This is a genomic window from Pseudomonas sp. PAMC25584, from assembly GCF_058135675.1.
Map to the genome: position 1 here is coordinate 2,203,819 of NZ_CM176870.1, position 25,360 is coordinate 2,229,178.

Genomic DNA, 25,360 nt, shown 5'->3' on the forward strand with positions numbered 1-25,360 from the left:
GGGTTAGAGAAACCAGCGGTATTCCCGCGTGTTGATCTCCTGTTGAAACGCCAAGTGGTCCTGGCGTTTGTTCTCGCAGTACACGTCGACAAATTCTGCGCCCAGCTTATCGCGCAATACCGCTTGATGTTGCATGGCGCGCACGGCCTCGAGCATTTCCAGGGGGAAGTCGCTGCCGCTGTTGCGGTCATCATTGAGTGGGGCGATGGGTTCGCGCTGGGCTTCAAGCCCGTGCTCCAACCCCGCTAGAATCGCCGCCAACACCAGATAGGGGTTGGCATCGGCGCTGGCCAGGCGGTGTTCGATGCGCAGGTTGCGCGGGTCGGATTCCGGGATGCGCACGCACGCATCGCGGTCTTCAAAGCCCCAGCTCGCACGGGTGGCCGCGTTGACCGTACCACCCAGGCGGCGGAAGGCGTTGTGGTTCGGCGAGAAGATCGGCATGCAGTGCGGCAGCAGCTCCAGGCAACCGGCGACGGCGTGGCGCAGGGGCTGCTGTTGATGGGCGGCGAGCAAGTTGTTGCCGGCGCCGTCGTACAGGCTGACATGCACGTGCATGCCGCTGCCGGGGAATTGCAGGTAGGGCTTGGCCATGAAGCTGGCGCGGTAGCCGTGTTTTAGCGCCACGCCACGGGTGCTGCGGCAGAACAGGGCGGCCCAGTCGGCGGCGCGCAGGCCATCGTCCAAGTGGCCGAAGTTGATCTCGAACTGGCCGGGGCCGAGTTCGGCGGTGATCACCGTGATGTCGATGCCTTGGTCCTTGGCGGTTTGTGCCATATCGTCGAGTACCTCGCTGAAGCGCGACAGTCGCTCGATATGCAGGTTGGGCTGGTCGTCGGCGTCCTCACTCAACGGGTCGCGGGCGAATTGCGGCAGGCCGTTGTCGAGCTTCTTGTCGAACAGGTAAAACTCCAGTTCGAAGGCCACCACCGGATGAATGCCCTTGTGGTGCAGGCGTTCCAGGACCTTGGCCAACACTTCTCGCGGTTCGAATTCGATAGGCGCTTGCGTGCCGTCCGAGGTGATCAGCATCTGGCCCAGTGGCTGCGATTCCCAGCTCACTGGTGTGAGCGTGCCCGGCACCAGGCGGCGGTTGGCGTCGGGGTCGCCGTCGTTGAAGCAGTAGTCACCGATCTTGAACAAGCCGCCCTGAACCCCCAGCAGCACGGCGTTCTGCGGCAGCTTCAACGGGCCGCCAGCGGCGACTTTTTCCAGCATCTCCACCGGGTAGCGCTTGCCGTAGAAATGCCCGGGGATGTCCAGGGCGATCAGGTCAACGTAACGCACGTCGGGGTGGTTCTGGCGAAAGCTCCGTACTTCGGCCAGCAGCGTGGAGGAATGGCTTTTCACGGGTGTAGCTCCTAGTTGTAAACCCACAGCACGCGGGCGGGCAGTTCGGTCAGGTTGGCGTAGCGGCAGCGGGCGAAACTGGCCAGGTGGAAACTGTCGCCTTGGCGCAGGGTGACCGAATCGGCTTCACCTTCCCGCCACAGCGTCAACTCACCCTCCAGTACAAAACCGGCCTGCTCGGCGCGGTCGCTCATGGTCTGCTCACCGCTGTTGGCGCCGGGGGCCAACAGGCTGTCGAGCATCGAAAATGCGCCGTTCATACTGGGGGAGACCAGGATGTCGGTGATGCCATTGGCGTAATACACCGTGCGCCGCTCGTTGGGGCGCGTCACCCAGTTGATGGCCTTGGGCTTGCTCAGGCTGTAGAAATAGGTGGTGGGCACGTCAAGGGCGTGGCTGATGGCGGTCAGGTCCGCCACTGTCGGGCGTGACAGGCCGCGTTCGACCTGAGACAGGAAGCCCACCGAACGCTCGATCTTTTGTGCCAATTGCGCGAGGGTGAGTTTCTTGTACTTGCGCAGGTCGTGGATCAGGATCGCGAGGGCTTCGAGTTCTTCTTGCTGGTTCATGAAATTTATTTCGTTAAATTTCATGAAAAATTACATGAATATTTTCACGATGGCAATGGGTGATGGCGTTGGGCAGCATTTATTCGCACTGGCGCAGGCGCTGCGGCGAACACCTTGTGGCGAGGGAGCTTGCTCCCGTTGGGCAGCGAAGCTGGCCTCATCCATTCATCGCGTTTGTCCGGGTGGTTCGGGGTCGGGCCTTTTGGAGCTGCTGCGCAGCCCAGCGGGAGCAAGCGCCCTCGCCACAGGGTGCGGGGGAAGCCAAGAGGTCGGCTTTGGGCTGAATGATTCCACACGCCTGCGGTCGGAACCTGGGTACGCCTCATTACTTGAAGGAGCACCCATGAAGTCCAAATCCCTCGTCGCCTGCCTGCTGGTCGCTGCCAGCCTGTCCACCGCCAGCGTTGTCGTGCAGGCCGGTGATACCCCGCAGGAAACCGTGCAGCCTTCCAACATCAATGCCCGTGACTTGAAAGAGGGCGACCGTGCGCCGGATATGCTGATGCGCAAGGAGTTGGCGGTCAGTGACTGGAAAAAACGCGGCTTGAAGCAGCCCGAAGAGGACAGCCAATGGGCCCGTGTCGGCAATAGGTTTGTGCTGCTCAAAACCACCAACGGCACCATCCTCGAGATCACCCCGGTCACGCAATAATCCGCTGGAAACGCCTGCTTTTTTTCAGGTTCCTGGGGTAAGGTAACCGGCTGCAATGGTCGCGTTACCTTAATGGAATGAGAGCAGGATGCTTGCCACACTAAGACACTACCCCCGCACCGTGAACCTGTTGCTGTCCGCCACGTTGATGCTGACGCTGGCCAAGGCAATCACCTTTCCGTACCTGGTTATCTACCTCACCCGACACTTTGCCCTGGACATCATCCAGGTCGGCCTGGTGATCGGCAGTTCGCTGATCGTCGGATCGTTGCTCAGCGTGTACGGCGGGTTTCTCGTCGATCGCATCAGCAGCTATCGGTTGCTGCTGGGCTTGAGCGCGCTGTTTGTGGTGGGCTTTATCGGCACGCTGCTCGCGCAGAATATCTGGGCGTTCTATGGCTGCCTGATCTTGATCAACCTGGCTTACGCGGTCATCGATATTGCGATCAAAGCCGGCTTTGCCAGCCTCCTGCCGGAAGACGGACGCAGTGAAGTGTTTTCCATCAAGTACACCCTGACCAATATCGGCTATGCGCTGGGGCCGTTCTTTGGCGCGATGGTGGCCAAGCTGGATATCAGCTTGCCGTTTATGCTCTCGGCGCTGTTGGGGGCGGGGTTTTTCCTGGTGTACTGGCGCTGGGGCGATCGTGCGCTGGCCACTGTCGATACCACGCAAAAGCCGGTGTCGTTCCTAGCCGTCGGCCGCGTGCTGTTAAAGGATCGGCGGCTGGTGTGCTTCACCGTTGGCGGCTTGCTTAGTGCGGTGGTGTTCGGCCAGTTCACGGCTTATCTGTCGCAATATCTGGTGACCACCACCACTGCTGAATACACCTACAAGGTCATCAGCGCCGTGCTTACGACCAACGCGGTGTTGGTGATTGCCCTGCAATACGTGATCGGTCGCCGCATCTCGCACCGTTATCTGAGCCAGTGGCTGATCTTCGGCTTGAGCATGTTCATGCTGGGGTTGATCGGCTTTGCGCTGTCCACCAGCGTGCTGTGGTGGGTGCTGGCGATGGCGGTGTTTACCGTGGGGGAAATCGTCGTGTTTCCGGCCGAGTATATGTTTATCGACCGCATTGCCCCGGACCACCTGCGTGGCATGTATTACGGGGCGCAGAACCTGTCCAACCTCGGCGCCGCGCTGGGGCCGGTGCTGTGCGGGCTGGTGTTGTCCAGTCAGCCGGCTCCGTTCATGTTCTACATGCTGGGGGCGTTTATCATCGGTGGCGGGGTGTTCTATTTCATGGGTGCGAGGCTGAAGGCAAGTCATCCAGGGTGAGTTTGCCCAGGTGGTTGCTTTGCAACTCGTAGCGTAATTCTTCGACCATCTTGTCCACTTCTTGTGGGGTCTGCAGCTGTTTGTTGCTGATCCCTGTGACTACCAGGTCGACGCGGCCGGTTTCGGCGTCGAAGACTTTGAGGGTCAGCGAGGCGTCGCGGCACAAGGTGAATTCGCAGGTCAGCGGCGATAGGCCTTCTTCGATGCAATTTCGCAGTTGAGACAGGGTAAACATGCTAATTCCTTCCGGGTGTCGAGTAGGACGACACAGCCTCGAAACCCTGTGTCCACCTCCGGAAGGTTAAGCATTACACCGACATGCAATAAGGCGAATTCGCACTAGCCGCACTAGTGCATTTGCACGTTCAACGTTTGTTTTTAAGGCGCAATTCACCGGCGAACAGCCCGCGTTCACGGGCCCAGACGATCGCCGCACTGCGGCTATGCACCCCCAGTTTGGAATACACCGTGGCCACATGGTTGCGCACTGTGTTGGGCGCCAGCTTCAGGCGCGAGGCGATCTCTTTGTCGGCCAGGCCTTCGCAAATCAAACCCAGCACATCGCGCTCGCGCGCGGTGAGGTCGGTGAAGGCAATGCCCGGCACGTTGGGGCGGTTGACGCTTTTGGCGTTGGCCAGTTTTTCGATCAGGGTCTGGCTGAACCAGGAGGCGTCCTGCATCACTTCCTCGATGGCCGCCACCAGCTCCAGTTCCGAGCGTTTGCGTTCGGTGATGTTCATCAGTACCAGCAGGTAGCAGGGCACATCCTGGATGCTTACGGTATCGGCAGACACCACGCAGTCGATCACCTCATTGCCTTTCTTGCGCACCTTCAGATCCAGCCCGTCGAGGTTGCCGGCTTTTTTCAGGGTGGCGAACAACTGCGCGCAGGCCTGGGCGCTGTCGATGAAGTTGATGTCTTCGATGGCTTTGCCGATCAGCTCTTCGCTGGTGTAGCCTGTCATGTTCATGAAGGCTTCGTTGATATCCACCACTTGCTGGTTGGCGGCGCTGCACACCAGGGTCGGCACGGGCGAAAGGCGGAACGACTTGGCGAAGCGCTCCTCACTCTGGCGCAGGGCGATTTCCGCCTTGCGCCGAGGCTCCAGGTCGGTGAAGGAAAACAACATGCAGTCTTCCTCGTTCATGTCCAACGGCTGGCCGGCCACGATCACCAACTTGCTGCCGCCCTCGGGCAATCTCAATTCGGCCTGCATCTGCGGGATGGTTGCACCTTCGGCCAGGCGCTGGATGGCCAGGTCTTTGCGCTCGGCGTGTTCGAGTACGTCGAGTTCGTACACCGAACGGCCGATCACCTGGTCGCGGTTGAAGCCGGTCATCTCCAGAAAGCCCTGGTTGACCTTGATATAGCGCAGATCGCTGAGGCGGCAGATCACGGCGGGAGCGGGGTTGGCGTTGAACGTCTTCTCGAAGCGCTGCTCGGCGCTCGCCCATTCGGTGGCGTCGCTGAGGATCAACACCAGCAACTCCGGTTCACCGCGTGAATCGGTCAGCACCAGGCTGCGTAGGCGATGGACCCAACTGCGCTCACCGTCGCCGGTGGACGTGACTTCCACGACCACGTCGCTGAACTCTTCGCCGGCGGCCAAACGGCTGAGGGGGTAGCTGTCCAGCAACAGCGGGTGGTTATTGCGATAGCGCAAGGCGAACCGCTCGGCATACGCCTGATTGTTCGCGCCCAGGTGCTCGACCGCACTGACCCCGTGCATGCTCAGCGCCGCCTCGTTGGCCCAGAGGATGGTCTGGTCGACCTCGGCCAAGATCACCCCGTCGGACAACCCGGAGATGATCTGCTGCAATTGGCGGCGATTGGTTTCTTTGGCGAGGACGTCCTGGCTCATGGTTTCTCCGGGGAATGGGCACATGGGAGTTACGACACCCGGGCTTTGGGATAGTGCAGAGCAATTGTGCCGTGCGACCTGGCGCCCGTTGGCGAGGCTGTTTTTCCACCTGCCGCATTGAAGGCGTAAGATGCCGGCCTTTTTAGCGTATCCCGCAAAGGTGCATCTTGAGCGCAGGCAAAGCCGTCGGATTGTTAATACTCACTTCTCTACTGGCGGCCTGCGGCACCTCGCCGCCACGCACGCCCAACGACCTTTGCGGCATCTTTCGCGAAAAGGCGGACTGGTACGACGCCGCCCAAGTTACCCAAAAGCGCTGGGGTGTGCCGATCCAGTTACCGTTCGCCATCATGTACCAGGAGTCGGCCTTCCGGCAGGACGCCAAGGCCCCGCGTAACTACCTGTTGTGGATCATCCCCTGGGGCCGCGTCTCCACCGCCGCCGGCTACGCCCAGGCCAAGGATGAAGTGTGGAACGACTACCGCAAAAGCACCGGCCGCAGCGGTGCCAGTCGCCAGGACTTCGACGACGCCATCGACTTCGTCGGTTGGTACATGGACAAGACCTACACCCTCAACGGTGTGTACAAGTACGACGCCTACGGCCAATACCTGAATTACCACGAAGGCTGGGGCGGCTATCGCCAGCGCACCTACGCCGGCAAAGCCTGGCTACCTCCCGTGGCCAGCAAGGTGCAGGCCCGTTCGCAGTTGTATGCGCAGCAATATGCGGGCTGCAAGAATGACTTGGGGCGCGGGTTTTGGAGCCGGTTTTGGCATTGGTTGTGAGGGCACTCGTGCTCAACGCGGTAATGCACGATGCTGCATGTAGCCGAGCATCTGATCGTACAGGTCAACCCGCCGATCCCTTTGCAGATCATTGAGGCTGTTCCAGATGGGCGCACTGCGCGCGGTGCTCAGGTCGATATCGGCGAACAGAATTTCCTGACGATTGGCGGATGCCACCTTGCCGATCGGCCACCCATTGGTCCCGGCAATCAACGAACACCCCAGGTAACGGGCATCGCGTTCTTCGCCGATTCGGCTGGCGGCGGCGATAAACACGTTATTGACGTGCGCAGCCGTCATCGTCAGGTAAGACGCCATGCACTTGCCGGCGTCGTCGAACAACGGAGGCGGCGTCCAGACCCAGTTGTTCAGGCTGCAAATGATATCGGCACCTTGCTGGCTCAGAATGCGCGGTACTTCGGGGAACCAGATGTCCCAGCAGATCAGCATGCCGATCCGGCCGATGGGTGTCTCAAAGACTGGAAAGCCCGTGCTTCCCGGGGTGAACCACAGCTTCTCGAGGTTCCATAGATGGGCCTTGCGGTACTTGCCGATAAAACCGCCCGGGCCCAGCAGCACCGCCGTATTGAATAATTGCATGCCGTCGATTTCGCTCAGGCCCGCCACCAGATAGACCTGGTACCTGCCGGCAAAGTCGATCCATGCCCGCATACTTGGACCGCCTGGTACCGCTTCGGCGTGATCGAACGCATCGTTGCGGTTGGAAAAAAAATAGCCGCAGTTGGAAAGCTCTGGCAGCACGATCAGATTGGCGCCGCCGTTCGCCGCCTCGGCTGCCAGCTCCAGGCTACGTCGCAGGTTTGCGGCACGGTGGTCCACACCGACCTGGGGATCGAATTGCACGACAGAAACACGTACAGGGCTTGTGGTTTGGTTCATTGCGGGTGACCTCTTTGGGTGGATACCGCCGGAGTGGCTGGTGCTCCATAAGAGGTGATCTGACGGGCGAGAGAAAATCGGGCGCTTCCGGTTGAGGTGTCAGCCGGCTCCCGAAAACCTGCGGTGCTTACTCGCTACAACGAGCCAGACCCTCGGGTTGCTGCGACATAGGATCGCCTGCGCAACTTGCCAACCCCCGCTAATTCTGGGAAAACCCAGCCTTTGCGCAGTCAACGAGAGTCCCCCCCATGAGCGACGAACAACTCCAGATCACCGACATCCGCCCAGGCACCGGCAAGGCCGTGGTCAAGGGTGCGTTGATCACCACCCAATACACCGGCACCCTGGAAGACGGCACGGTGTTCGATTCGTCTTGGGAACGGGGCAAGCCGTTTCAGTGTGTGATTGGAACGGGCCGCGTGATCAAGGGCTGGGATCAGGGGTTAATGGGCATGCAAGTCGGCGGCGTGCGCACATTGTTCGTGCCGGCGCACCTGGCGTATGGCGAGCGCTCGATGGGCGTGCATATCAAGCCCAACAGCCCTTTGCGCTTTGAAATTGAATTGTTGGAAGTGCTGACGCGCGATGATTGAGGGCGACTGAACATGGACGTTGATTTGCACGCGTTACCTGGCTGTTCCATCGAGGGCGTCGCGGTGGTTGAGCTGCTGGACGCTGATGAAGCCGAGCTGCAGGTTTTTTTTGAACGGTCGCCGGGTTACTTCCTGGCGGTGAACGGTGAACCGGCCACGCCGACCGAAGCTCGCGAGGAATTACAGAGCCAGTTGCCGGCAGGCTGGTGTTGCAGCCGGATGTATTGGCTGGGCTATCGCGATAGCGAACACCAACTGGTTGGCGTGGTGAATATCGCGGCGGATTTGCTCGCGACCGGGGTGTGGCATATCGGCTTGTTGCTGGTGGATACGCGCCTGCATGGCAGCGGGCTGGCGCAGCGGCTGCATGCAGACCTCGAAGCATGGGCCGTCAGGCAGGGGGCCGCGTGGCTGCGCCTGACGGTGGTGGTCGGCAATCGCAAGGCTGAGCGCTTCTGGCCCAAACTGGGCTATGTGCCGGTGCGTACTCGCGAGGGGATCAGGATGGGGCGGCAGCTCAATACGGTGTCGATTCAGGTCAAGGCGCTGGCGGGTGGGCAGGTGGATGATTACTTGAGGCAGGTGCCGCGAGATCGACCCGTTGCACCTTAGCTGCGGATATACCCCTCCCACATTTAAGCGTCGGAGGGCTTCAAGATAGGGGTTCCTGAACCCATCCTGAAGAATCCTTCTATTCATCATGTATGTACTTTCCTGCGGTTTACTCTCCTGTAGTCGGGGCGTAAGCTTCGCGCGTTTTCATCAATAGCGGAGACCCTCAGTGGGTACTTGTTCAAGTGACAGTTGTCGGCCGGTTTCGGTAACCGGCACAGACTTGGCAAGGTAACGCGCATTCTTTCGATGCCGTTGTCTCGCCAAACAGCGAGAAGCGGCATCCCGGCAGCGACCAGTTCTGGCGCCTGTCCTGATCCCCTCTCATCGACGCTGACCAGCACCTGATTCACCTCAGGCTGCTATGGACGCGCCTGCCTTTTTGCGGCAGGCGGGCCAGGCTGGCTGTGCCTTCTTAATTGGGCGCAGTGCCGTCGGCCGTACCTGCACGACGGTTTCCTCGCGCAGGAGTAACACCATGAACTTCACTCTGTTGAAAGAGTTCTTCGCCGGCTTCCTGCGGACCCGGCATATCGCCCGGCATTTCCGGCGCCTGGCACTGCTCGACAGCGTCACCGACGCCAGCGTCAGCCGCGAAGTCCCGCCGACCCTGGCGCAGACCCTGGTGGTCGCCGCCAACAGCAGCGCGGAGCAATTGCTGGGCACCCTGGGCAGTCATGCCGAAGGCTTGAACGCCCAGGAAGCCGACGCGCTACGGGAGCAATACGGCCTCAACGAAGTCGAGCATGAGCAGCCGCTGCCTTGGTGGGTCCACCTGTGGCACTGCTACAAAAACCCCTTCAACCTGCTGCTGACCTTGCTGGCGGTAATCTCCTGGCTGACCGAAGACATGAAGGCCGCCACGGTGATTTTTTCCATGGTGGTGCTGTCGACCCTGCTGCGGTTCTGGCAGGAGGCCAAGTCGAACAAGGCTGCCGACGCGCTCAAGGCCATGGTAAGCAACACCGCGACGGTGTTGCGTCGCGAGGCGGCCAAACCCATTGAACTGCCGATCAAGCAACTGGTGCCGGGCGACCTGGTCGTGCTGTCGGCCGGCGACATGATCCCCGCCGACTGCCGCGTGCTCAACGCCAAGGACCTGTTCGTCAGCCAGGCGGCAATGACCGGCGAATCGATGCCGGTGGAGAAGTTCGCCCAGCAGCAGGACGCCAAGACGCGCAACCCGCTGGACCTGGAAAACATCCTGTTCATGGGCACCAACGTGGTGTCCGGCGCGGCGACGGCGGTGATTCTGACCACCGGCAACAGCACCTATTTCGGCGCGCTGGCCCAGCGCGTCACCGCCACTGACCGTGCGACCACCTCGTTCCAGCATGGCGTCAACAAAGTCAGCTGGCTGCTGATCCGCTTCATGTTCGTGATGGCACCGCTGGTGCTGTTCATCAACGGTTTCACCAAGGGCGACTGGACCGAGGCGCTGCTGTTCGCGCTGTCGATTGCCGTGGGCCTGACCCCGGAAATGCTGCCGATGATCGTTACCTCGACGTTGGCCAAGGGCGCGGTGTTTCTGTCGCGCAAGAAGGTCATCGTCAAGCGCCTGGACGCGATCCAGAACTTCGGCGCCATGGACGTGCTGTGTACCGACAAGACCGGCACGCTGACCCAGGACAAGATTTTCCTGGCGCGCCATGTGGACGTGTGGGGCGAAGAATCCGACGACGTGCTGGAAATGGCCTACCTCAACAGTTACTACCAGACTGGCCTGAAAAACCTGCTGGACGTGGCGGTGCTGGAGCACGTGGAGGTGCATCGCGAGCTGAAAGTCGCCACCGCGTTCCAGAAGGTCGATGAGATTCCGTTCGACTTCAACCGTCGCCGGATGTCGGTGGTGGTGGCCGAGCAAGGCCAGCCGCACCTGTTGATCTGTAAAGGCGCGGTGGAGGAGATTCTGTCGGTGTGCGACCGGGTGCGCCACGGCGACACCAATGAAGCGCTGACCGATGAGTTGCTGGCGCGCATCCGCCAAGTGACCGCGGCCTTCAACGAAGAAGGCTTGCGGGTGGTCGCGGTCGCCGCGCAGCCGATGTCCGACGGGCGCGATACCTACAGCCTGGCAGATGAGAACAACCTGACCCTGATCGGTTACGTCGCCTTCCTCGATCCACCGAAGGAAAGCACCGCGCCTGCCCTCAAGGCCCTGAAAGCCCACGGTGTGACCGTCAAAGTGCTGACGGGCGATAACGAACTGGTCACCGCCAAGATCTGCCGCGAAGTGGGCCTGGAGCAGCAAGGCCTGCTGATGGGCAACGACATCGAGGACATGACCGACGCCGAGTTGGCCAAGGCCGTGGAAACCACCAACGTGTTCGCCAGGCTGACGCCGTCGCACAAGGAGCGCATCGTGCGCCTGCTCAAGGCCAACGGCCATGTGGTGGGCTTCATGGGCGACGGGATCAACGACGCACCGGCGCTGCGCACTGCCGATATCGGTATTTCAGTGGACAGCGCGGTGGACATCGCCAAGGAAGCGGCTGACATCATCCTGTTGGAAAAGAGCCTGATGATCCTGGAGGAGGGCGTGCTTGAAGGCCGGCGCACCTTCGCCAATATGCTCAAGTACATCAAAATGACCGCCAGCTCCAACTTCGGCAACGTGTTTTCGGTGTTGGTCGCCAGTGCGTTTATTCCGTTCCTGCCGATGCTGCCCATGCACCTGCTGGTGCAAAACCTGTTGTACGACATTTCGCAGATCGCGATTCCATTCGATCACGTCGATGAGGAAATGCTCGCCAAGCCGCAACGCTGGCAACCGGGGGATGTGGGCCGTTTCATGCTGTTCTTCGGGCCGATCAGTTCGATCTTCGACATCACCACGTTCGCACTCATGTGGTATGTGTTCGATGCCAACACGCCGGACCACCAGACCCTGTTCCAGTCGGGCTGGTTCGTGGTGGGACTGCTGACCCAGACGCTGATCGTGCACATGATCCGTACCCCGAAAATCCCATTCCTGCAAAGCCGTGCGGCGATGCCGTTGATGGTGATGACGGGGGTGATCATGGCCGTGGGGATTTTCCTGCCGATGGGGCCGCTGGCGCACTACTTCAAACTGCAGGCGCTGCCGTCGCTGTACTTTGTGTTCCTGCCGGTGATTCTGTTGGGGTACATGGCGTTGACCCAGGCGGTGAAGGGCTACTACATCCGTAAGTTTGGCTGGCAATAACACGCTGTATCAAACGCACCTGGACCCGGCTCCCGGCGGGGCTAGGGGTGGTTTCAATTTGCCGCAGCATTCATGGAGTTTTTTATGCAGGCAATCAACAACATCAACCTCGACTCCCTGATCGATACCGTGGTCAGCCTTACTGCGGCGTTTATCCTCGGTGGCTTGATCGGCTTCGAGCGCCAGTACCGCCAGCGCACGGCGGGCTTGCGCACCAACGTGCTGGTCGCAGTCGGCGCGGCGATTTTCGTCGACATGGCCAACCGCCTGGGCGGCGCGGAAGGCGCGGTGCGGGTGGTCGCGTATGTGGTGTCGGGCATCGGCTTTCTGGGGGCGGGCGTGATCATGCGCGAAGAAGGCAATGTGCGCGGGCTCAACACCGCCGCCACCCTCTGGGCCTCGGCGGCGGTGGGCGCCTGTGCCGGTGCCGACCTGATCCTCGAAGCGCTGCTGGGCACGCTGTTTGTGCTGGCGGCCAACACGTTGCTGCGGCCGATCGTCAATAACATCAATCGTCAGCCGCTGGATGTGGTGTCGGCGGAGGTGACCAACATCCTCTATGTGATTGCACAGCGCAGCCAGCAACAGGCGGTCATGGTGTTGCTGGAAGCCGAGCTGGCGCGTAGCAACTACCCGGCCAGTGATGTCGATGTGCGACCGTTTGGCAGTGAAGAAGTGGAGATCGAAGCAACCCTGGTCGCCACGTCGGTGGACGGTGACGAACTGGACGCCCTGGTGGCGCGTATTTCCACCTCGAGTCTGGTGGTGCAGGCCTTCTGGAGCCCAAGTACCACCGACTGATCGACCCTTGCCAAGGCTAGCCCTGCCAAGGGTTGGCTATGCTCTAGAGAGGAAAAGTCCTACATGCAGTCAGGATTATCCCTTCACAAGAAACATCACCCCATTGCTAAGGTTGATCGCTGCGGCTTTGCGGCAGCGATGATATGGCTTCAAGTGTTCGTGGTGATTTTCAAAGGAAGGGACCAGGCACCCGCCTTCTGGCGATCTGAGGGGCAGTACCGTTCGTCGGAACTGTCAATTCTCACAGGTGGCTGGGTTCCGTGTGATGTGTCAGCGTACTTTGTCCTGTCAGGGGTTTTTATGAGCAAAGCGTTAATAGTGGATGACCACCCGTTTATCCGTGCCACTGTCAAATTTTTGTTGAAACAGGAAGGTTTTACTGAAATCGATGAGGCCGGTAATGGCGCGGATGCCGTGCAGAAGGCCCGGGAAGGGCGCCCGGACCTGGTGATTCTCGACCTGGCGATGCCCAAGTTGGGTGGTCTGGAGGTCATCAGTCGGATCAAGGCCTTGGGCCTGCCATGCAAGATCCTGGTGCTTACATCCTACTTGGCGGTGTTTTTTTCGACCCGTTGCATGCGGGCTGGCGCCATGGGGTTTGTCGCCAAGACCGGTGAGCTGGACGAGCTGCAAAAAGCAATCAAGGCCGTGATGTCCAACTACAGCTGCTTTCCCAGCCTGCCCACCAGTTCGGTGCGCCGCGATGATTTGCAAACGACCGAGTGCGAATTGGTGGCAGCCCTCTCGGATCGCGAGTTGACGGTGCTGCAGAAACTGGCCCTGGGCCTGGGCAACAAGGAAATCGCCGAAGACATGTTGCTGAGCCACAAAACCATCAGCACCTACAAGACTCGCCTCAAGGAGAAGTTGCGCATGTCGTCGGTGGTGCATTTATCCAAGTTCGCCCAGCGCAATCATCTGATCTGAAATGACCGCCACTGCGTTTAAGCGGTTCGCCGCGATCTTGTTGATGGGCCTGTTGCCCATGATCGCAGCGGCCGTCGATGAGTCACACGCACTGCGCTTGTTGGGGCACTCTCAGCTCGAAAACGCGAGCCTGATGCTGGATGAAACCGACTGGCGCTGGCTACGTGAGCGGCGCACGTTGGTGATGGGGGTGTCGGCGCCGGATTATGCGCCATTCGACCTGAGCAACAACAACGACGAGCTTGAAGGCATTACCGCCGATTATGCGGCGCTGGTGGCGCAGGCGTTGAATGTCACCGTCGAAGTGCGGCGCTACCAAACCCGCGATGAAGTGATTGAAGCGCTCAAGCAGGGCGCGGTGGATTTCGTTGGCTCGGCCAACGGCTATGAAGCCGCGGACTCGCAGTTGGTGTTGTCGCGTTCATACGCCAACGATCAACCCACCCTGGTCACCCGTATCGGCGACACCCAGGCCCTGAGCGCAGACTTGGCCGGCAAGCGCGTGGCCATGCTGTATCACTACATGCAGCCCGATGCCGTGCAGCAGTTCTACCCCCACGCGCAGTTGCAGCTATTTGCCTCGACCTTCGAAGCCATCGGTGCGGTGGCGTTCGGCCGGGCCGATGTCTACCTGGGGGATGCCATCAGCGCCCGGTACCTGATCAACAAGAACCACCTCAATAACGTGCGTGTGGCAGATTTTTCCGGCCTGGAGGTCAACCCTTTCGGGTTCGCGTTCACCAAGGATAATGTTCGCCTGCGTAACATCGTCAACACAGCGTTGGCCACCGTGCCGTTCAACCAGCAGATGGATATTCTGCGGCGCTGGAGTGCTGGCGGCAGCGGTTACATGGAAGCGGAACGGCTGCGCCTGAGTGACAGTGAGCAGCGTTGGCTGGAGAAACACCCACGTGTGAAAGTGGCGGTGCTCGACAAGTTCGTGCCGTTGTCGTTTTTCAATGAGCAAGGGCAATTCGAAGGATTGAGCTCCGAGGTGCTGTCGCGGATCAGCCTGCGCACGGGCCTGAAGTTCGATGTGGTGAAGGGCAGTTCGCTGCCTCGACAAATTGACGAGGTCAATGCTGGCCAGGCGGACATGTTGGCGGTGATTACCCCCAGCGTCGAGCGGACCGAGAAGCTGCGCTTCACCCGGCCTTACCTGTCCAGCCCCTATGTGTTGGTGGTTCGCGCCGAAGACGAGCGGCTGGTGACCCTGGAAGACTTGCCCGGAAAACGCCTGGCGTTCATTCGCAGCAACAGCCTGGGTGAGCAAATCGCGCGGGATTATCCCGGCATCGAGTTTGTCGACAGCGCGAACCCTGAGGCGGCCATGGAGCTGGTGGCCAATGGTGGGGCCGATGCGACCGTGATTTCGCTCATCAGTGCGCGCTATATGATCGCGCGTCATTACCGTGACCGCTTGCGTATGACCAGCACCGTCGGCACGGAGCCGGCGCGGATCACGTTTGGCGTCAACCGTAGCCAGTTGGAGTTGTATTCGATCCTCGACAAGGCGTTGTTGAGTATCACGCCTGAAGAGCTGGATGAGCTGACCAATCATTGGCGCAGCGAGATCATCATTGAAGACAGCTACTGGCTGCGCCATCGCAACGCAATCATCCAGGGCTTCAGTCTCGCCGCGGTGCTGTTGTTGATTACCCTGTGCTGGGCCTTTTACCTGCGCAGCCTGATTCGCAAGCGCGCCCAGGCCGAACGCGCGTTGAGCGATCAGATGCGCTTTATGAGCGTGTTGATCGACGGCACGCCTCACCCGATTTACGTGCGCGATCGCCAGGGGCGGTTGATGGCCTGCAACAATGCCTACCTCGATGTATTCGGTTTCAAGCTGGAAGACGTGATCGGCAAGACCGTGGTGGAAACCGACACCGGCAACCCGCCGCAAGCCCAGTCTTACCATGACGACTACCTGAAGTTGATGGCGCGGGGCGAGCCGCAGATTCATGACCGAATCCTCAGGGTGCCGGGGGGCGAAGTTCTCACGATTTACCATTGGATGCTGCCGTACCGCGACGGCGACGAGAAGGTCGTGGGCATGATTGCTGGCTGGGTGGATGTGAGTGAACGCCACCGCTTGCTGGGCCAGTTGCAGGAAGCCAAGGACGATGCCGACGCCGCCAACCGCGCCAAGACGACGTTCCTGGCCACTATGAGCCACGAGATCCGGACGCCGATGAACGCGGTGATCGGCATGATCGAGTTGGCGCTCAAAAGCGCCGAGCAAGGTCGGGCCGATCGCGATGCGCTGGAGGTGGCGTCGGTGGCATCGCGCGGCATGCTGGAATTGATCGGCGATATTCTGGATATCGCACGGATCGAATCCGGGCACCTGTCCCTGGCCCAGGAACCGGCCAACCTGCATGAGTTGCTGGCTTCGGTGGTGCGGGTATTTGAAGGACTCGCGCGAGCCAAGGGGTTGGCGCTGCGCGTGACGCTCGATCCGGCGCTTGATCGCCCGGTGCTGATCGATCCGCTGCGCTTCAAGCAGGTGGTCTCGAACTTGCTCAGCAATGCCATCAAGTTCACCAGCAAAGGCCAGGTGCAACTGGGCGCCCAGGGGGACGTTACAGAGGATCGACTGCTGCTCAGGTTGTGGGTGCAAGACACGGGCATGGGAATCAGTGCTCAGGATCAGCAGCGGCTGTTCAACCCGTTTATCCAGGGCAGCAACGCTGAACAGTCGGCCCGCAGCGGTTCAGGGCTGGGGCTGGTGATCAGCCGCAGTTTGTGCGAAATGATGGGTGGTCAGTTGCACCTGAGCAGTGTGCTGGGGCAGGGCACCCGAGTGGACGTGAGCGTGGCGCTGACGCTGGCGGCCGCGATGCCGGCGCCGGCTTCGGCACCTGTCCCGCACACCCCGCCGACGCGCGCGTTGAGTATCCTGGTGGTGGATGACTACCCGGCCAACCGTTTGCTGCTGGCTCGGCAATTGAGCTTCCTGGGGCATAGCATCACCACGGCGGAGGACGGTGTTCAGGGGCTGGCGCTGTGGCAGGCCGGGCACTTCGATGGGGTGATCACCGACTGCAATATGCCCCTGAAGGACGGTTACACATTGGCCCGGGATATTCGTACACAAGAGCGCGAGCGAGGCCTGGTGCCGTGCCTGCTGTTAGGGTTTACCGCCAATGCCCAACCCGAAGAAGCCGAGCGCTGCCGCCAGGCAGGCATGGACGGGTGCCTGTTCAAGCCTACCGGGCTCGAAGACTTGCGATCGGCCCTGGCTCCGCGCATGGCAAGCCCATGCGAGCCGCAAGCCGAACCGGCGTTTGATCTGGGGACGCTGATCATCCTGACGGGGGACGATCGCGCCGCGCTCAACGAATTGTTGATGCCGCTGCTCGACAGTCTGGAAGCCGATCACAGGCTATTGCCGTCGTTGCGACGCCAGGCCGACTTCGCCAAGTTGCATGACCTGGCACACCGCGCCAAAGGCGGTGCGCGGATGGTCAAGGCGCACGTGCTGATCACCTGTTGCGAAACCTTGGAGGGCGTGTGTGAACGGCACGACCTCCAGGCGCTGGGTGGGGCGGTTGAGGGCGTCGACCAGGCGATCAATGATTTGCATCACAGCCTGAGCGTTTATTGCAATCAGCCTTGACGCAGGGAGATGTCATTCGGTGAGTTTGGGACAACTCCTACACGAAGGGGGAACATGCCTGATTTTGTCTGCGGGATATGTCTGGAAAATGGGCCGCTCTCACTCAACGAGCACTGCCTGCCAGGGGTTTGCCATGCCAAACAAAGCACTGACCATCCTGATTGCCGATGAACAGCACCTGCAACGGCTGTATATCGAAAAAATGCTCAACCGTTTGGGGTATCACCGGATTGTGCCGGTGCAAACTTTTGAGGAGGTCCAGATCCTCACGGCGATCCCGGCTGAACCCTTTGACGTGCTGATCGTCAATGCAGGGTTGGTGGCCCATACCGGCGGGCCGCAGGCCCAGGTGCGCCACGTGCTGGTCTATGATCACCTGGACTTGGACGTACCCGTCGGCTCGATACCGCAGGTGCTGGTCCGCTTGCCCGGCGTACCGGATAACGTCAATCTTGAACACTTCATGGACATCATCGACCCACCCGAGGCCACCACTGGCCTGCGGGTATTGCCATGGCTGCGGGAGTTATCGCGCATGCCGGTGGCTGGGGTTTAGTCCCACTTCGGCGCGATACCTTTGGGGCTGGTCAGGCGCTGGCCCCGTTCCAGCCCGGCAATCTGCGCCATGTCGGCAGCGCTCAAGGTCAGATACACGGCTTTGAGGTTGCTTTACAGGTTGGCGCGCCACTGTGGCCGTCCGTTTTGCCCGCACTTTGCAGGCAAGCCGGTGCCCATTGCTCAGCCGATGGCATGTTCGCGCAAGCGTTTAGTCGCACTGCGCAACAACTGCTCGGTGCTGTCCCAGCCCAGGCAACCGTCGGTCACCGACACACCGTATTTCATCGCCGGGCCTAATGGCTGGCAGCCTTCGAACACGTGGCTTTCGAGCATCATGCCGATCAGCGAAGTGTCACCCTGCAGGCGTTGTTCCAGCACTTCATTGAATACCGCCGGCTGACGCAGCGGGTCTTTGCCGCTGTTGGCGTGGCTGCAATCGACCATGATCCGCGCGGCTACCTTGGACTTGGCCAGGTCTTGTTTCACCTGGGCCACGCTCTGCGCATCGTAGTTCGGCCCACGGTGACCGCCGCGCAGCACCAGGTGCGTGTCGAGGTTGCCCGGGGTCTGGATGATCGCCGGGTGGCCCTGGCTGTCGACGCCGAAGTGCCGGTGCGGGTGGGACGCCGAGCGCATCGCATCGCAGGCAATGGCGACACCGCCGTCGGTGCCGTTCTTGAATCCGACGGGCATGCCCAGGCCGCTGGCCATTTCGCGGTGGATCTGCGACTCGGTGGTGCGCGCACCGATGGCGACCCAACTGAGCAGGTCTTCAAAGTAGCCGGCGGCCATGGGTTGTAGCAGCTCGGTGGCGACTGGCAGGCCCAGGCGTAGCATTTCGCGCATCAGTTCGCGGGACAGGCGCAGGCCAGCCGCCATGTCATCGCTGCCATCCAGGTGCGGGTCGTAGGCCAGACCTTTCCAGCCGATGGTGGTACGCGGTTTTTCGACGTAGGCGCGGATCACCAGCAGCATCTGGTCGCTGACTTCCAACGCCAGTTTCTTCAGGTTGCGTGCGTACTCCATGGCCGATTCCGAGTCGTGGATCGAACACGGGCCAACGATCACCAGCAAACGTGAATCTTCGCCATTGAGGATGGCGCGCACGGCTTGGCGATGGGCGTGGATTTGTTCATTGAGGAATGGGCTGAGCGGCAACTGGTGCTTGAGCTCAAGGGCGCTGGGCAAGCGCAAGGTCAGTGCTTCATTGGCGCTGGTCAGGGCAGAAACGGGCAAAGCGGCGACGGAGGAGTTCATCTTCAAGGCTTCCTGGGCAAGCGGCGGGCGATTCCCGCGCGCTCTGCCCTACTGGGGTGTTCGACAATGGGCCGTAGTGGCTACGAGTGCTGGCTTGCCACCGATAGGTGACCGATCGGAGGCGGCAGGCTGTCCCGAGCGGAGCTTGCTAAATCGCCATGCGGTGCAGGTGTCGTAGCGGTAATAGGTGGCGTAGTTCATGTCGTGATTCCTTTAAATGTTCTTGATCAAACAAAGTGTTCAGGGCTGAAAAAGCAAAACCCCCGATCGGGGAGCCGACCGGGGGTTAGATTTCTCTGGTAGGCGACCCCTTGAGCAGTGGGCGCCGATTTCAGGTATCAGGCGCGCCAGTGGCTAAACCAATACCCAAAATAAAAGCTAATTCGTGCGCTCAAACCGTTCACACGGGTAGCCAACACCGAGCGCGAGGCGCTGGCAGCAGGGCAAACCTGAGTGTGGGTGAGTTGCAACATGGTGTTTCTCCAAATGATGGTGTGAGCTTACTAGAGGCGCCCGGTTGGATTCAATCAGTAATTTCTATTGCGTGGAGGTACTTACGGCTATGGGGTGAGTGCCGATATGCTGGTCGCCACTCGATAATGATTGCTGGGACGCGACCATGACTGCCTTGACCCTTGCGGTTGCTCAATCCATTTCCATCGCGGGCGACGTGCCGGCCAATATCCAGCGGCACCTGGCGTTCATGCGCGCAGCGGCTGAGCAGGGCGTGCAACTGCTGGTGTTTGCGGAGTTGTCGTTGACCGGCTATGAGCCGTCCTTGGCGGGTGAATTGGCGATAGCACCCGAGGACGCGCTTTTAACGCCTCTGCGCGAGATGGCGCGGGCGCTGCGCTTGACCGCCGTGGTGGGCATGCCGATCCGCTTGACGCCAGGGGCGGGCGTGTTGATCGCCGCATTGGTGCTGGGAGCAGACGGTTCGCTTGCGGTTTACACCAAGCAGCATCTGCATCCCGGCGAAGAGGTGGCGTTTGTCGCGGGGCAGGGCGGTGTTGCACTCGAGTGGGGGGATGACCGAATTGCGCTGGCGGTCTGCGCAGACTTCTCCCACGCCAGCCATCCACGTCAGGCCGCACAAGCGGGAGCCACGGTATACGCCGCCGGCGTGCTGATCAGCGAAGGCGGCTACGCAACGGACAGTGCGCTGCTTCAGGGCTATGCCGCCGAGCATGGCCTGGTGGTGTTGATGGCCAATCACGGTGGCCCATCGGGCGGCTGGGCGTGCGCGGGGCGCAGTGCTATCTGGGCTGCCGATGGGCATGTGCTTGCTGCCGCGCCGGGTGTGGGCGATGCACTGGTCATTGCTCATCGCGACAGCGGGCGCTGGACCGGCCGATCGGTAGCGCTGTGTGCTGAAGAGGTTCGATGACATGACGTTTCACTTGCGCGCGGCGACTGACCAGGATCGCTCATTTGCCCGGACGCTGACCTACGAGGCCATGCGCGGCTACTACGCGCAATACGATTTGCTGTGGTCCAACGATGGTTTCGACGTCGCCTGGGCGGGGCGCGAGAATTGGTTGATCTGTAGCAACGACACCGTGATGGGCTTCATCAGCCTGAGTCGCGATAGCCAGGCGCTGTATATTCGCGAGTTGCATATTCTCGAATCTTTGCGTGGGCGCGGAGCAGGCAACTGGGTACTGGAGCAAATGGCGCTCAAGGCATGCGGCCAAGGTCGCGGTCTTTTACGGTTGACCGTGTTTAAAACCAATCCGGCAAAAAGGCTTTATCAGCGCAAGGGTTTGCAAGTTGCGGGTGAGGAAGCATGCTTCTGGCGCATGGAGCGCGATTGTCGGCCCAAACCTGTGGACCAATAAGTGACTCATTTGCGCAAAACAGGCACAGCTGTTTAATAAGCGCATACTGCGTTTAGGATAAAATTTCCTGTTCCTGCCTCAGGGGCTCATTCATCGGCAAGGATGATGCCTTCTTTCATGCCCAGAAGGACCGCTACCTTATGGGCCTCTCCACGCCGTCCTTTCTTGCGCCCGGCGAGCACCTGATAAGTGGTTGCGGGGTCGACACCGTGTTCCCGGGCGAACGCTTGAACTGACTTACCTTGATGTTCAAGCCAAGCCTTGGCTTGTGCAGCAGTACGAATTCCGGGCATATTTCAAAACCGTTCAAGTTTGTTTAATCAAGGGATGAACGTATCACCTCTTGAAGGGTGCCAATTTAGGATCATACATCCAAATGAGTGGAATCGGTTCGCGTTTAAGGCAAGAAAGAGAGCGGCTTGGCTTGTCGCAAAAAGTGTTTGGCGAAATTGGAGGCGTAGAAGCGAACGCACAAGGAAAATATGAAAACGGTGGGCGTGCCCCGAAAGCCGATTATTTATCGCGTGTGGCCGAAAGAGGCGTGGATCTCCTTTACGTATTAACGGGAGCTCCCACGCCGGCTCAAATGGATAATCTGAGTCAGATAGAAGAAAAAGTGCTGGGCAACTACCGGTCGATGTTCAAAGAGGACCAGGATGCAATCAGCCGGTTGACCTCCACCTTGGCCGAACATTCGGCAACCCTGAAAGTGAACGGCAAATTCAAGCTATAGCCCGCAATTCCTGACCTTTCGCCCAGAAAACAGCGCTGCTCGTCGTTCGACGGGCACGCTCTTCGCGCTCAAACGCTATATATATGACACTTGCAACTAGGTCTGCGCCTTGGTTTTTTGCTAAGGTGTTCAGCAACCTATAAGACCATATCGCGAGGTGTCTGCTTGATTAGGGTGCTAGTAGTCGATGACCATGATCTCGTTCGTACAGGCATTACACGAATGCTGGCTGACATCGATGGCCTGCAAGTAGTCGGCCAGGCTGAATCGGGGGAGGAGTCCCTGATCAAGGCCCGGGAGTTGAAACCCGATGTGGTGTTGATGGACGTCAAGATGCCTGGGATCGGCGGTCTTGGTGCCACTACCAAATTGTTGCGCAGCCATCCGGATATCAAAGTCGTGGTGGTTACCGTGTGCGAAGAAGACCCGTTTCCTACACGCCTGCTGCAGGCGGGTGCAGCGGGTTACCTGACCAAGGGCGCAGGCCTGGCGGAGATGGTACAAGCCATTCGCCTGGTATTTGCCGGCCAGCGCTACATCAGCCCGCAGATCGCTCAGCAGTTGGCGATCAAATCCTTCCAGCCCTCCAGCGACTCGCCGTTTGATGTGCTGTCCGAGCGGGAAATCCAGATCGCCTTGATGATTGTCGGCTGCCAGAAGGTGCAGGTCATCTCCGACAAGCTGTGTCTGTCACCCAAGACCGTCAACACCTACCGCTATCGCATTTTCGAGAAGCTCGCCATCAGCAGTGATGTTGAATTGACCCTGCTCGCAGTGCGCCACGGCATGGTGGACGCCAGCGCCTGACATGACCACACCGTTTGATCCGAGTGCCTTTCTCTCGACCTGCAGCGGCCGCCCCGGCGTGTACCGCATGTTCGACAGCGAGGCGCGCCTACTATATGTGGGCAAAGCCAAGAATCTGAAAAGCCGCCTGGCAAGTTACTTTCGCAAGACCGGTCTCACGCCGAAAACCGCCGCCCTGGTGGCGCGTATCGCCCAGGTCGAAACCACCATCACCGCGAATGAAACCGAGGCGCTGCTGCTTGAGCAGACGCTGATCAAGGAATGGCGGCCGCCCTACAACATCCTGCTGCGTGACGATAAATCCTACCCCTACGTGTTTTTATCTGACGGCAACTTCCCGCGCCTGAGTATTCATCGGGGCGCGAAGAAGCAGAAGGGCAAATACTTCGGACCTTACCCAAGCGCCGGTGCGATTCGCGAAAGCCTGAGCCTGCTGCAAAAGACCTTTTTCGTGCGTCAGTGCGAAGATAGTTTCTACAAGAACCGCACCCGGCCGTGCCTGCAATATCAGATCAAGCGTTGCAAGGCGCCCTGTGTCGGCCTGGTTGAGCCGGCGGAGTACGCCGAGGATGTGCGCCATTCGGTGATGTTCCTCGAAGGGCGTAGCAATGCCCTCACCGACGAACTCTCCGGCGCCATGGAGCAAGCCGCGAGCACCCTGGATTTCGAGCGAGCCGCCGAGGTGCGCGACCAGATCTCCCTGCTGCGCCGTGTGCAGGACCAGCAAAGCATGGAAGGCGGAACCGGCGACGTCGATGTGATCGCCGCGTTCGTCAACCCGGGTGGCGCTTGTGTTCACCTGATCAGCGTGCGTGGCGGGCGGGTGCTCGGCAGCAAGAACTTCTTCCCGCAGACCGGTATCGACGAGGAGGTCGCTGAAGTCATGGCTGCGTTCCTGGGCCAGTATTACGTCAGCAGCCCTGAGCGCGATTTGCCGTCGGAGCTGATCGTCAACGTCGTGCATGAAGACTTCCCGACGTTGATCGAGGCCATCCACGCGTTGCGTGGCCGTGAACTGGACATCAGCCACCGCGTGCGCGGCACGCGTGCGCGCTGGCAGCAACTGGCCGTGACCAACGCCGAGCAGGCCCTGAGCGCGCGCCTGGCGAATCGACAGCACGTGGCCGCGCGCTTCGAGGCACTGGCCGAAGTCCTCAACCTGGACGAGCCGCCCCAGCGCCTGGAGTGCTACGACATCAGTCACTCCAGCGGCGAGGCCACCGTGGCGTCCTGCGTGGTGTTCGGGCCGGAGGGGCCGATCAAATCCGATTACCGGCGCTACAACATCGAAGGCGTCACCGCCGGCGACGACTACGCCGCCATGCACCAGGCCTTGACCCGCCGCTTCAGTAAATTGAAGGACGGGGAGGGCAAGCTGCCCGATATCCTGCTGGTGGACGGCGGCAAGGGCCAGCTGTCCATGGCCCGCGACGTGCTCAACGAACTGGCGGTGCCCGACCTGATCCTGCTCGGTGTGGCCAAGGGCGCCACGCGCAAGGCCGGCTTCGAGACGTTGTACTTGAATGATGCCGCCCATGAGTTCACTTTGAAGGGCGACTCGCCTGCGCTGCACCTGATCCAACAGATCCGTGACGAAGCCCACCGTTTTGCCATTACCGGCCATCGCGCCCGTCGCGGCAAAACCCGGCGAACCTCAACCCTGGAAGGCGTGGCCGGGGTAGGCCCGACACGCCGACGCGACCTGCTTAAACATTTTGGTGGCTTGCAAGAGCTCTCCCGTGCCAGCATTGACGAAATAGCCAAAGCACCCGGTATCAGTAAAAAGCTCGCTGAGTTGATTTATGCAAATCTGCACAGCGAGTAGAATGCCTACTCACCTCGCAGCCAGTTGTGCCGATGAATATCCCTAATCTGATCACCGTTCTACGCGTCCTGCTTATCCCGATTTTCATTTTGTTGTTCTATTTGCCTTACGAATGGAGCTACATGGCCTCCAGTTCGGTGTTCGCTGTTGCTGCCGCCACCGACTGGCTTGACGGCTACCTGGCCCGCCGCCTGGAACAGAGCACGCCGTTCGGTGCGTTCCTCGACCCGGTGGCCGACAAACTGATGGTGGCTGTCGCACTCGTGCTGCTGGTGCAGGAACACGGCAACCTGTGGCTGACCCTGCCGGCTGCGGTGATCATCGGCCGCGAGATCGTCGTTTCGGCCCTGCGTGAATGGATGGCCGAAATCGGCGCCCGTGCCCACGTCGCCGTGTCGAACATGGGCAAATGGAAAACCGCCGCGCAAATGCTCGCGCTGGTGATCCTGCTGGCCAACCCGTCGGACTTCTCCTTCTGGGTCTTGCTGGGCTATGCCTTGCTACTTGTCGCCGCCGGCCTGACGCTGTGGTCCATGCTCCAGTATTTACGCGCTGCCTGGCCTCATCTGCGGACCACCGTTGAAAAGAAATAAAACTTTTTTGAATCAAGGGGTTGACGGGTGCTGAGGATTCTATAGAATGCGCATCACCAAGACGCGGGAATAGCTCAGTTGGTAGAGCACGACCTTGCCAAGGTCGGGGTCGCGAGTTCGAGTCTCGTTTCCCGCTCCAAACATAGCGCTGCAGAGTTCCACTGAATTCTGTAAGCGATTGAAATAAGGACCTTCGGGTCCTTTTTTCATTCCGGCGGAAACCACTGAAATCCAGCACTATCCAGTGTTTTTAAGTTCTGTATGAGAGTCTTGAATTCGGACGCGCACTGAATTGAATCGCCCCGGGCCTCTCCGCCAACGAGAAGATTGACGCCCACCTATTCTGGCGTGACCTGTGCAAACTTTTTTGCGCTGAAAACGATTAGCCGATCACAGGATACGCGGATAGTTTTGACGCGCTCGTTGAGTTTTGCGAAGCCTTCGAAAATGCGCCGAAATCGAAGCGTGAGCGTGGCAACCTGATTATCACGGCGATTCATGAACAATTTGTCTTCCGCTTCTTCCCCAAAGAATAACTTCAACTCACCTTGTTGCCTTACATGACAATCAGCCCCGACAGGGGCTGATTGCGTAGTGCCTTAAAATGCTG

23 protein-coding genes, 1 tRNA gene and 1 pseudogene are annotated in these 25,360 nt (G+C 60.0%); 17 read left to right on the forward strand and 8 right to left on the reverse strand.

Annotated elements, in window-relative coordinates; translation table 11 throughout:
- Nucleotides 1-3: 3 nt before the first annotated feature.
- Entirely contained in the window at nucleotides 4-1,350 is a 1,347-nt protein-coding gene (locus ACS5Q8_RS10305) for a glutamine synthetase family protein (RefSeq protein WP_276197393.1), read from the reverse strand.
- 11 nt (nucleotides 1,351-1,361) lie between these two features.
- Nucleotides 1,362-1,919: a helix-turn-helix domain-containing protein gene (locus tag ACS5Q8_RS10310; protein WP_247398230.1), complete on the reverse strand. Its 558-nt coding sequence runs from the start codon at nucleotides 1,917-1,919 to the stop codon at nucleotides 1,362-1,364.
- A gap of 343 nt (nucleotides 1,920-2,262) precedes the next feature.
- Between ACS5Q8_RS10310 and ACS5Q8_RS10315 the strand changes: the two genes are divergently transcribed.
- The gene (locus ACS5Q8_RS10315) at nucleotides 2,263-2,571 is read left to right on the forward strand and encodes an RcnB family protein (protein WP_247398232.1); all 309 of its coding nucleotides are present in this window, start codon (nucleotides 2,263-2,265) and stop codon (nucleotides 2,569-2,571) included.
- Between the two features lie 88 nt (nucleotides 2,572-2,659).
- Complete coding sequence (locus ACS5Q8_RS10320) at nucleotides 2,660-3,853, forward strand: MFS transporter (protein WP_276197394.1); 1,194 nt, start codon at nucleotides 2,660-2,662, stop codon at nucleotides 3,851-3,853.
- Here ACS5Q8_RS10320 and ACS5Q8_RS10325 read toward each other — a convergent pair.
- Both ACS5Q8_RS10325 and ACS5Q8_RS10330 read right to left on the reverse strand, forming a co-directional pair.
- Nucleotides 3,816-4,088 (reverse strand): DUF1652 domain-containing protein, encoded by a 273-nt coding sequence (locus ACS5Q8_RS10325; protein ID WP_247398235.1) that lies wholly within the window; start codon nucleotides 4,086-4,088, stop codon nucleotides 3,816-3,818. The two genes, ACS5Q8_RS10320 and ACS5Q8_RS10325, sit on opposite strands and share 38 nt — an antisense overlap.
- A gap of 130 nt (nucleotides 4,089-4,218) precedes the next feature.
- Nucleotides 4,219-5,715 carry a helix-turn-helix transcriptional regulator gene (locus tag ACS5Q8_RS10330; protein ID WP_276197395.1) on the reverse strand — a complete coding sequence of 499 codons (1,497 nt, stop codon included), beginning with the start codon at nucleotides 5,713-5,715 and terminating at the stop codon, nucleotides 4,219-4,221.
- A gap of 167 nt (nucleotides 5,716-5,882) precedes the next feature.
- Here ACS5Q8_RS10330 and ACS5Q8_RS10335 point away from each other — a divergent pair, with 167 nt between their 5' ends.
- On the forward strand, nucleotides 5,883-6,503 hold the full coding sequence (locus ACS5Q8_RS10335; RefSeq protein WP_247398239.1) for a transglycosylase SLT domain-containing protein: 621 nt from the start codon (nucleotides 5,883-5,885) through the stop codon (nucleotides 6,501-6,503).
- A gap of 12 nt (nucleotides 6,504-6,515) precedes the next feature.
- Here the strand turns inward: ACS5Q8_RS10335 and ACS5Q8_RS10340 are convergent, their stop codons facing one another.
- On the reverse strand, nucleotides 6,516-7,403 hold the full coding sequence (locus ACS5Q8_RS10340; protein ID WP_276197396.1) for a nitrilase family protein: 888 nt from the start codon (nucleotides 7,401-7,403) through the stop codon (nucleotides 6,516-6,518).
- A gap of 248 nt (nucleotides 7,404-7,651) precedes the next feature.
- On the opposite strand from ACS5Q8_RS10340, the gene ACS5Q8_RS10345 reads away from it, so the two are divergent.
- The 7 genes from ACS5Q8_RS10345 (at nucleotide 7,652) to ACS5Q8_RS10375 (ending at nucleotide 17,695) form a co-directional block, all read left to right on the forward strand.
- Nucleotides 7,652-7,996, forward strand: coding sequence for an FKBP-type peptidyl-prolyl cis-trans isomerase (locus tag ACS5Q8_RS10345; protein WP_276197397.1), 345 nt, complete (start codon nucleotides 7,652-7,654; stop codon nucleotides 7,994-7,996).
- Between the two features lie 12 nt (nucleotides 7,997-8,008).
- Complete coding sequence (locus ACS5Q8_RS10350; protein ID WP_465160131.1) at nucleotides 8,009-8,608, forward strand: GNAT family N-acetyltransferase; 600 nt, start codon at nucleotides 8,009-8,011, stop codon at nucleotides 8,606-8,608.
- 478 nt (nucleotides 8,609-9,086) lie between these two features.
- Complete coding sequence (gene mgtA / locus ACS5Q8_RS10355) at nucleotides 9,087-11,792, forward strand: magnesium-translocating P-type ATPase (protein ID WP_426101047.1); 2,706 nt, start codon at nucleotides 9,087-9,089, stop codon at nucleotides 11,790-11,792.
- 84 nt (nucleotides 11,793-11,876) lie between these two features.
- Complete coding sequence (locus tag ACS5Q8_RS10360) at nucleotides 11,877-12,593, forward strand: MgtC/SapB family protein (RefSeq protein ID WP_276197400.1); 717 nt, start codon at nucleotides 11,877-11,879, stop codon at nucleotides 12,591-12,593.
- A gap of 300 nt (nucleotides 12,594-12,893) precedes the next feature.
- Complete coding sequence (locus tag ACS5Q8_RS10365; protein WP_276197401.1) at nucleotides 12,894-13,520, forward strand: response regulator transcription factor; 627 nt, start codon at nucleotides 12,894-12,896, stop codon at nucleotides 13,518-13,520.
- A 1-nt stretch (nucleotide 13,521) separates the two neighbouring features.
- Nucleotides 13,522-17,139: a transporter substrate-binding domain-containing protein gene (locus ACS5Q8_RS10370; protein WP_465160132.1), complete on the forward strand. Its 3,618-nt coding sequence runs from the start codon at nucleotides 13,522-13,524 to the stop codon at nucleotides 17,137-17,139.
- 133 nt (nucleotides 17,140-17,272) lie between these two features.
- On the forward strand, nucleotides 17,273-17,695 hold the full coding sequence (locus tag ACS5Q8_RS10375) for an ANTAR domain-containing protein (protein WP_465160133.1): 423 nt from the start codon (nucleotides 17,273-17,275) through the stop codon (nucleotides 17,693-17,695).
- On the opposite strand, the pseudogene dkgB reads toward ACS5Q8_RS10375, so the two are convergent.
- Nucleotides 17,692-17,808: pseudogene (gene dkgB / locus ACS5Q8_RS10380) on the reverse strand (2,5-didehydrogluconate reductase DkgB); the annotation flags it as partial. The gene ACS5Q8_RS10375 and the pseudogene dkgB overlap by 4 nt on opposite strands.
- Nucleotides 17,809-17,877: 69 nt before the next feature.
- The gene (locus ACS5Q8_RS10385) at nucleotides 17,878-18,954 is read right to left on the reverse strand and encodes a 3-deoxy-7-phosphoheptulonate synthase (RefSeq protein ID WP_276197404.1); all 1,077 of its coding nucleotides are present in this window, start codon (nucleotides 18,952-18,954) and stop codon (nucleotides 17,878-17,880) included.
- A gap of 619 nt (nucleotides 18,955-19,573) precedes the next feature.
- Between ACS5Q8_RS10385 and ACS5Q8_RS10390 the strand changes: the two genes are divergently transcribed.
- Both ACS5Q8_RS10390 and ACS5Q8_RS10395 read left to right on the forward strand, forming a co-directional pair.
- Nucleotides 19,574-20,341, forward strand: a complete 768-nt coding sequence (locus tag ACS5Q8_RS10390; RefSeq protein ID WP_465160134.1) for a carbon-nitrogen hydrolase family protein — start codon at nucleotides 19,574-19,576, stop codon at nucleotides 20,339-20,341.
- Between the two features lies 1 nt (nucleotide 20,342).
- Nucleotides 20,343-20,792, forward strand: a complete 450-nt coding sequence (locus ACS5Q8_RS10395) for a GNAT family N-acetyltransferase (RefSeq protein ID WP_247407157.1) — start codon at nucleotides 20,343-20,345, stop codon at nucleotides 20,790-20,792.
- Between the two features lie 86 nt (nucleotides 20,793-20,878).
- On the opposite strand, the gene ACS5Q8_RS10400 is transcribed toward ACS5Q8_RS10395, so the two are convergent.
- The gene (locus ACS5Q8_RS10400; RefSeq protein ID WP_247407154.1) at nucleotides 20,879-21,085 is read right to left on the reverse strand and encodes a DNA-binding protein; all 207 of its coding nucleotides are present in this window, start codon (nucleotides 21,083-21,085) and stop codon (nucleotides 20,879-20,881) included.
- 83 nt (nucleotides 21,086-21,168) lie between these two features.
- Between ACS5Q8_RS10400 and ACS5Q8_RS10405 the strand changes: the two genes are divergently transcribed.
- The 5 genes from ACS5Q8_RS10405 to ACS5Q8_RS10425 all read left to right on the forward strand — a co-directional run bounded on the left by ACS5Q8_RS10405 (nucleotide 21,169) and on the right by ACS5Q8_RS10425 (nucleotide 24,889).
- The gene (locus tag ACS5Q8_RS10405; protein WP_247407151.1) at nucleotides 21,169-21,525 is read left to right on the forward strand and encodes a helix-turn-helix domain-containing protein; all 357 of its coding nucleotides are present in this window, start codon (nucleotides 21,169-21,171) and stop codon (nucleotides 21,523-21,525) included.
- Between the two features lie 165 nt (nucleotides 21,526-21,690).
- Nucleotides 21,691-22,332, forward strand: a complete 642-nt coding sequence (gacA, locus tag ACS5Q8_RS10410) for a response regulator transcription factor GacA (RefSeq protein ID WP_443693896.1) — start codon at nucleotides 21,691-21,693, stop codon at nucleotides 22,330-22,332.
- 1 nt (nucleotide 22,333) lies between these two features.
- Nucleotides 22,334-24,157 carry an excinuclease ABC subunit UvrC gene (gene uvrC, locus ACS5Q8_RS10415; protein ID WP_276197406.1) on the forward strand — a complete coding sequence of 608 codons (1,824 nt, stop codon included), beginning with the start codon at nucleotides 22,334-22,336 and terminating at the stop codon, nucleotides 24,155-24,157.
- 32 nt (nucleotides 24,158-24,189) lie between these two features.
- A complete protein-coding gene (gene pgsA, locus ACS5Q8_RS10420; RefSeq protein ID WP_247406081.1) occupies nucleotides 24,190-24,750 on the forward strand; it encodes a CDP-diacylglycerol--glycerol-3-phosphate 3-phosphatidyltransferase in 561 nt (186 codons plus the stop codon).
- 63 nt (nucleotides 24,751-24,813) lie between these two features.
- Nucleotides 24,814-24,889, forward strand: a tRNA-Gly gene (locus tag ACS5Q8_RS10425).
- Nucleotides 24,890-25,360 lie beyond the last annotated feature (471 nt).

Excerpts from the sequence above, each read along its gene's own strand:
- ACS5Q8_RS10310 (WP_247398230.1), bottom strand. The coding sequence starts at position 1,919 with ATGAACCAGCAAGAAGAACTCGAAGCCCTCGCGATCCTGATCCACGAC.
- ACS5Q8_RS10315 (WP_247398232.1), top strand. The coding sequence starts at position 2,263 with ATGAAGTCCAAATCCCTCGTCGCCTGCCTGCTGGTCGCTGCCAGCCTG.
- ACS5Q8_RS10320 (WP_276197394.1), top strand. The coding sequence starts at position 2,660 with ATGCTTGCCACACTAAGACACTACCCCCGCACCGTGAACCTGTTGCTG.
- ACS5Q8_RS10325 (WP_247398235.1), bottom strand. The coding sequence starts at position 4,088 with ATGTTTACCCTGTCTCAACTGCGAAATTGCATCGAAGAAGGCCTATCG.
- ACS5Q8_RS10330 (WP_276197395.1), bottom strand. The coding sequence starts at position 5,715 with ATGAGCCAGGACGTCCTCGCCAAAGAAACCAATCGCCGCCAATTGCAG.
- ACS5Q8_RS10340 (WP_276197396.1), bottom strand. The coding sequence starts at position 7,403 with ATGAACCAAACCACAAGCCCTGTACGTGTTTCTGTCGTGCAATTCGAT.
- ACS5Q8_RS10345 (WP_276197397.1), top strand. The coding sequence starts at position 7,652 with ATGAGCGACGAACAACTCCAGATCACCGACATCCGCCCAGGCACCGGC.
- ACS5Q8_RS10350 (WP_465160131.1), top strand. The coding sequence starts at position 8,009 with ATGGACGTTGATTTGCACGCGTTACCTGGCTGTTCCATCGAGGGCGTC.
- mgtA (WP_426101047.1), top strand. The coding sequence starts at position 9,087 with ATGAACTTCACTCTGTTGAAAGAGTTCTTCGCCGGCTTCCTGCGGACC.
- ACS5Q8_RS10360 (WP_276197400.1), top strand. The coding sequence starts at position 11,877 with ATGCAGGCAATCAACAACATCAACCTCGACTCCCTGATCGATACCGTG.
- ACS5Q8_RS10365 (WP_276197401.1), top strand. The coding sequence starts at position 12,894 with ATGAGCAAAGCGTTAATAGTGGATGACCACCCGTTTATCCGTGCCACT.
- ACS5Q8_RS10370 (WP_465160132.1), top strand. The coding sequence starts at position 13,522 with ATGACCGCCACTGCGTTTAAGCGGTTCGCCGCGATCTTGTTGATGGGC.
- ACS5Q8_RS10375 (WP_465160133.1), top strand. The coding sequence starts at position 17,273 with ATGCCAAACAAAGCACTGACCATCCTGATTGCCGATGAACAGCACCTG.
- ACS5Q8_RS10385 (WP_276197404.1), bottom strand. The coding sequence starts at position 18,954 with ATGAACTCCTCCGTCGCCGCTTTGCCCGTTTCTGCCCTGACCAGCGCC.
- ACS5Q8_RS10390 (WP_465160134.1), top strand. The coding sequence starts at position 19,574 with ATGACTGCCTTGACCCTTGCGGTTGCTCAATCCATTTCCATCGCGGGC.
- ACS5Q8_RS10395 (WP_247407157.1), top strand. The coding sequence starts at position 20,343 with ATGACGTTTCACTTGCGCGCGGCGACTGACCAGGATCGCTCATTTGCC.
- ACS5Q8_RS10400 (WP_247407154.1), bottom strand. The coding sequence starts at position 21,085 with ATGCCCGGAATTCGTACTGCTGCACAAGCCAAGGCTTGGCTTGAACAT.
- ACS5Q8_RS10405 (WP_247407151.1), top strand. The coding sequence starts at position 21,169 with ATGAGTGGAATCGGTTCGCGTTTAAGGCAAGAAAGAGAGCGGCTTGGC.
- uvrC (WP_276197406.1), top strand. The coding sequence starts at position 22,334 with ATGACCACACCGTTTGATCCGAGTGCCTTTCTCTCGACCTGCAGCGGC.
- pgsA (WP_247406081.1), top strand. The coding sequence starts at position 24,190 with ATGAATATCCCTAATCTGATCACCGTTCTACGCGTCCTGCTTATCCCG.